The sequence below is a fragment of the Virgibacillus carmonensis genome (genome assembly GCF_057836705.1).
Genome location: NZ_JBYQFJ010000232.1, coordinates 1 through 623, shown reverse-complemented (window position 1 = coordinate 623; position 623 = coordinate 1). Strand labels below are relative to the sequence as shown.

The following is a 623-nucleotide window of genomic DNA, read 5'->3' as shown; positions in this document are numbered from 1 at the left end:
ATTGGGACTGGATATTCCGTTATGCGGTCTGGCAAAGGATGACAAACACAAAACAAGCGAATTACTTTATGGGAATCCACCTGCAATCATAGATCTATCCAGAAAGTCACAGGAATTTTATCTGGTACAGCGAATACAAGACGAAGTTCACCGGTTTGCAATCACCTTTCATCGTCAATTACGGGGTAAAAGTCTTTTTCAATCAGAATTGGATAAAATTCCGGGTGTTGGAGAAAAGAGACGTCGATTACTTTTGAAACAATTTAAGTCGATCGATGAAATAAAAAGTAAGTCGGTTGATGAGATTACAAAGCTTGGAATTCCAAAAAATACGGCAGAAACAATTGTAAATTATTTAAATGAATAAGCGAAGAGGCTGGGACGTAAGGTTCTAACCGGAAAAAGTGCATATAACTGCTCCTTAAAATATCCTTCGCTAATTAACAGCATTGTTCATATTTTGAGTTACACTTTTTCGATACTCCAGCCTCGCTTATTTTATGAAGGTAAAAGGTTTTTCTCGGTATAAATCACAAAAAAATCTTGGCTTGTCGCCAATTGTTCTTGGCGGCAAGCCAAGATTTTCTAATAAGCGGTCACAAGTACGGAAAATTCAACCTGCA

Annotated in this window: 1 protein-coding gene; it reads left to right on the top strand. The window is 37.4% G+C overall.

The window, feature by feature from the left end; translation table 11 throughout:
- Positions 1–367: helix-hairpin-helix domain-containing protein (locus tag AC3G7N_RS21565; RefSeq protein ID WP_489424182.1), on the top strand; the 367-nt coding region annotated here is incomplete at its 5' end.
- Positions 368–623: the final 256 nt, after the last annotated feature.